General features: G+C 42.6%; 4 protein-coding genes and 1 tRNA gene. 3 read left to right on the plus strand and 2 right to left on the minus strand.

All coding sequences use genetic code 11. The features are described from left to right. The first annotated feature begins 148 nt into the window (after positions 1 to 148). Positions 149 to 529 carry a hypothetical protein gene (locus J5I83_RS06010; protein ID WP_304054175.1) on the plus strand — a complete coding sequence of 127 codons (381 nt, stop codon included), beginning with the start codon at positions 149 to 151 and terminating at the stop codon, positions 527 to 529. A 97-nt stretch (positions 530 to 626) separates the two neighbouring features. Here J5I83_RS06010 and J5I83_RS06015 read toward each other — a convergent pair. Then, positions 627 to 702 (minus strand) — tRNA-Asn (locus tag J5I83_RS06015). A gap of 528 nt (positions 703 to 1,230) precedes the next feature. On the opposite strand from J5I83_RS06015, the gene J5I83_RS06020 reads away from it, so the two are divergent. Together J5I83_RS06020 and J5I83_RS06025 are read left to right on the plus strand one after the other, a co-directional pair. Then, on the plus strand, positions 1,231 to 2,730 hold the full coding sequence (locus J5I83_RS06020; protein ID WP_369683396.1) for an alginate export family protein: 1,500 nt from the start codon (positions 1,231 to 1,233) through the stop codon (positions 2,728 to 2,730). A 20-nt stretch (positions 2,731 to 2,750) separates the two neighbouring features. Next, positions 2,751 to 3,104 carry an NrfJ gene (locus J5I83_RS06025; RefSeq protein ID WP_304054177.1) on the plus strand — a complete coding sequence of 118 codons (354 nt, stop codon included), beginning with the start codon at positions 2,751 to 2,753 and terminating at the stop codon, positions 3,102 to 3,104. A gap of 86 nt (positions 3,105 to 3,190) precedes the next feature. Here J5I83_RS06025 and J5I83_RS06030 read toward each other — a convergent pair. After that, the coding region (locus J5I83_RS06030; RefSeq protein ID WP_304054178.1) for a UvrB/UvrC motif-containing protein at positions 3,191 to 3,598 on the minus strand (408 nt) is incomplete at its 5' end.

The raw sequence follows: 3,598 nt of genomic DNA on the forward strand, positions 1-3,598 counted from the left end.
CAAGTACTAAACTGATAGCATCCAGCTTATATTCCTTCGTATATTTCTTCCTCGTATTCATTCCTCAATCTCCAGTTAAGATAAATTATCTCTTAACTGGGTTGGTCAATTCTATTAAACCATGTCATCTCTCCTCAAGCAATAATGAATGTGTCATGACAAGAGCCCGGTAGTGAGCCTGCGATGTATAGAGCTGGCGAACGAACGGAAGCGCAGTCGGGACTGTAAAAAAATAGCAATATGGCGAGACTGTGTGCGTAAGTACGATCGGGAATACACCCTGTTTTATTGCGATCCACCCTACTGGGGCACTGAAAGCTATGGCGTGGATTTTGGGCTGGAGCAGTATGCTCAGATAGCTGAGCTGGCGAAAACGATCAAAGGCAAGATGATCACCTCAGTCAACGATATCCAAGAGATGAGAGAGGCATTCGATGGGCTAGAAATGCAGCAAGTGACGATCAACTATACCGTGGGTGGGCAACAAGGTCGTGCACAGCGATCTGAGCTCATAATCCGGAATTTTTAACGTTTTATTGCTCGTTAAAATGACTAATGGTCAGTACCAAATAAAGCGCAAGTAGCAGTCTGACTCACTTGAGAAAGTGCCCAGATTTGTACCGAATTGGCTCCCCGACCAGGGCTCGAACCTGGGACCTGCGGATTAACAGTACGTCGCTCTACCGACTGAGCTATCGGGGAATTGAAGAAGTGCATATGTTAACGTTCTAGGACCTACTGGTCAACCTCATCCTTCCATATAGACTAATAAACATCAACTATTCTTAGAAAATGGACTGAGCTAGATATTGATATGATTACTAAAGTATCGATTATTCTTCAGTTCAATCAAGTTGCTAATTTTCTAGCGGACAACTATTTGCATGCATTGATTACCCCGCTCACTTGCATACAGGCAATGTTGATAAAATAAGCAGCCCTTTGAGAAACGTTAACTTTAAAAAAACGAAAATAATAGAAAAGTATCTTTTATTGGGTTTCAATAAATCTTTGTTAAAATACGCATCAAAACAAAAAATATAATTTCTTCTCATTATCAATGAGATATTGATTGAATATAAAAATGCCGGGGAGGGTATTAAAATAATGTTTTCATTTGCCTCTTGCAGAGAGATCAAATTAAAATTTGATTCTCTAGCAAGAGTTTGTTTACTGAAATTAATTCCAAGTTTTGCAATTACCGCTGTAGCGCTTCAGGTTCATTCTGCTGTGCCTGCAGATGCGACCAATCAAAAGTTCAACTGGTCGCAGACACCACCAGTAACTCCCATGCCGCGTGTAGGCATTTTTGGGATACCGCCTTCCGGCCCTGGTTATTATTCACTCTGGGATTTAGTGACCGGGAATAAACGCGAGACTCCGCCAGTTTCTCCCTATGCACCTTTTGCTTTGCTGCCGACGTCCGCATTTGATATTGATTTCCGTTACCTTGAAAAGTCAGATCACGAAAAAGATTTTTTTGATCCGCTTAAACGTATTCATCTAAATGATGACTGGCTGCTCTCTTTCGGAGGCCAGTTCTGGTACCGATACATGCACGAGACAGATAGTCGCCTCAATGCAGCGGGTATTGACAATAAATACCATCTTTTTCGCACACGTTTCCATGCAGATCTTTGGTACCAGGACAGATTCAGGTTATTTGCTGAATTCCTGGATGCGCGCACTTCCGGACTGGATTTGCCGGCGTTGGCCATTGACAGAAATTATACTGATATGCTGAATCTGTTCGCAGATATCAAGTTAGGGCAGTTTCTAGATGGCCCTGCTTATATGCGGGTTGGTCGGCAAGAATTACTCTACGGCTCTCAAAGACTGATCTCTACTTTGGATTGGGCCAATACCCGTCGAACTTTCCAAGGGATCAAAACATTCTGGCGCACCCCTACTTTCGATCTGGATGCCTTTTTCATGAGACCCATGACCACAGAGAGGAATGAATTCGATAACTGGGATAAAGACCGGAATTTTTTTGGCTTATGGGGCACCTACAAGCCAATGAAGGGTCAATTGCTCGATCTATATCTACTTAGCCTGATTGATAACCGTCCTGTTTCACCAGCTAATATTCTGACAGGAAATATCCTGCAAGGTGATTCTGTTTTGCAAACTGCGGGGGGACGAATAGCGGGTGATTACAACCGGTTTTTGTATGAACTTGAGGGAATGTACCAGTTTGGCAGACGCTCCCATCTTGATATTTCAGCTTTCGCCGTCGCCACGGGTGCAGGGTATCACCTACCCTTTCCTATGAACCCCCAGTTCTGGCTGCGCTATGATTTCGCCTCTGGTGACAGCAATCCACAAGACAACAGAACAAATACTTTCAATCACCTTTTTCCATTTGGACATTATTATCTAGGGTATATGGATCTGGTAGGGCGTCAGAACATACATGATTTCAATGCTCAGGTGACGTTACATCCCCAGCCTTGGTTTACTTTTATCGCACAGTACCATCGTTTCTATTTAGCAAACAAACGCGATTTTCTATACAATACTGCAGGTATAGGAACGCTACGCGATATAACAGGGCAATCAGGCAGTCACATCGGTGATGAAATTGATTTTCGTGTCAATTTTCATGTAAGCCGGCATCAAGACGTGCTTATCGGTTATTCCAAGCTATTTACAGGTAATTTTATTGAAAATCAGCGACCTGGTATTTCACCCGATTTCTTCTATACGCAATATACTTTCCGTTTTTGATTCTCAAGAGAAATAAAGCAATGAAAAAACTATTATTGATTATGACTGCTGCTTTTTTACTGGGACCCATACCTGCTTTTTCTGAGCAGCCTGATAAAAATGCTGCAAATGTTTCATCTGCGCCCGCAGATAAATTACCGGCTGATGAAGGCATAGTCGTATCGGTATTGGATACTACTGGTTATACCTACATGGAACTGGAAAATGGTGGCAAGCGTTTCTGGATTGCCGCCCCTACCACTAAAGTCAATATTGGCGATCATATCCGCTTTGTTGAAAATATGTCGATGCATAACTTTACCAGTAAAACCCTGAATCGGACATTTGACAAGCTCATCTTTGTAACATCAACCAAAGTGAAGGTCGCTCAATAACCTGCTCTTTCTGACCATAGTTATTGTTTTTTTTAACCTGCCAGATGTATTGATTTGAAGTTGCGGGTGACAGGGTGACAAGTACGTCATTGTCCTGGATCAACAAATCCAACGAACAATTTATTTTTTAGATTTTTTATTTCATCCCGATATTGAGCTGCCTTTTCAAATTCCAGGTTTTTAGCTGACTCCAACATATGTTTTTCCAGCGACTTGATTTCTTTTGCTAGCTGAGATTCATTCATATGATCATATCGAGCCTGTGCTTGGGCTGCGCCAATTTGCTGTTGTGCATGCTCACTATCATAAACCCCATCAATAAGGTCTTTGATGCGTTTACTGACACTTCGCGGCGTAATGTTGTTACGCTGATTAAATAAAATTTGTTTTTCGCGGCGCCGCCCGGTTTCGTCTATAGCGCGCCGCATTGAATCGGTAACACGGTCAGCATAAAGAACAGCGGTGCCATTGATATGGCGTGCGGCCCTTCCCAT

The organism is Nitrosomonas communis, from assembly GCF_024102715.1.
In the GTDB taxonomy this organism is placed as follows: domain Bacteria; phylum Pseudomonadota; class Gammaproteobacteria; order Burkholderiales; family Nitrosomonadaceae; genus Nitrosomonas; species Nitrosomonas communis_B.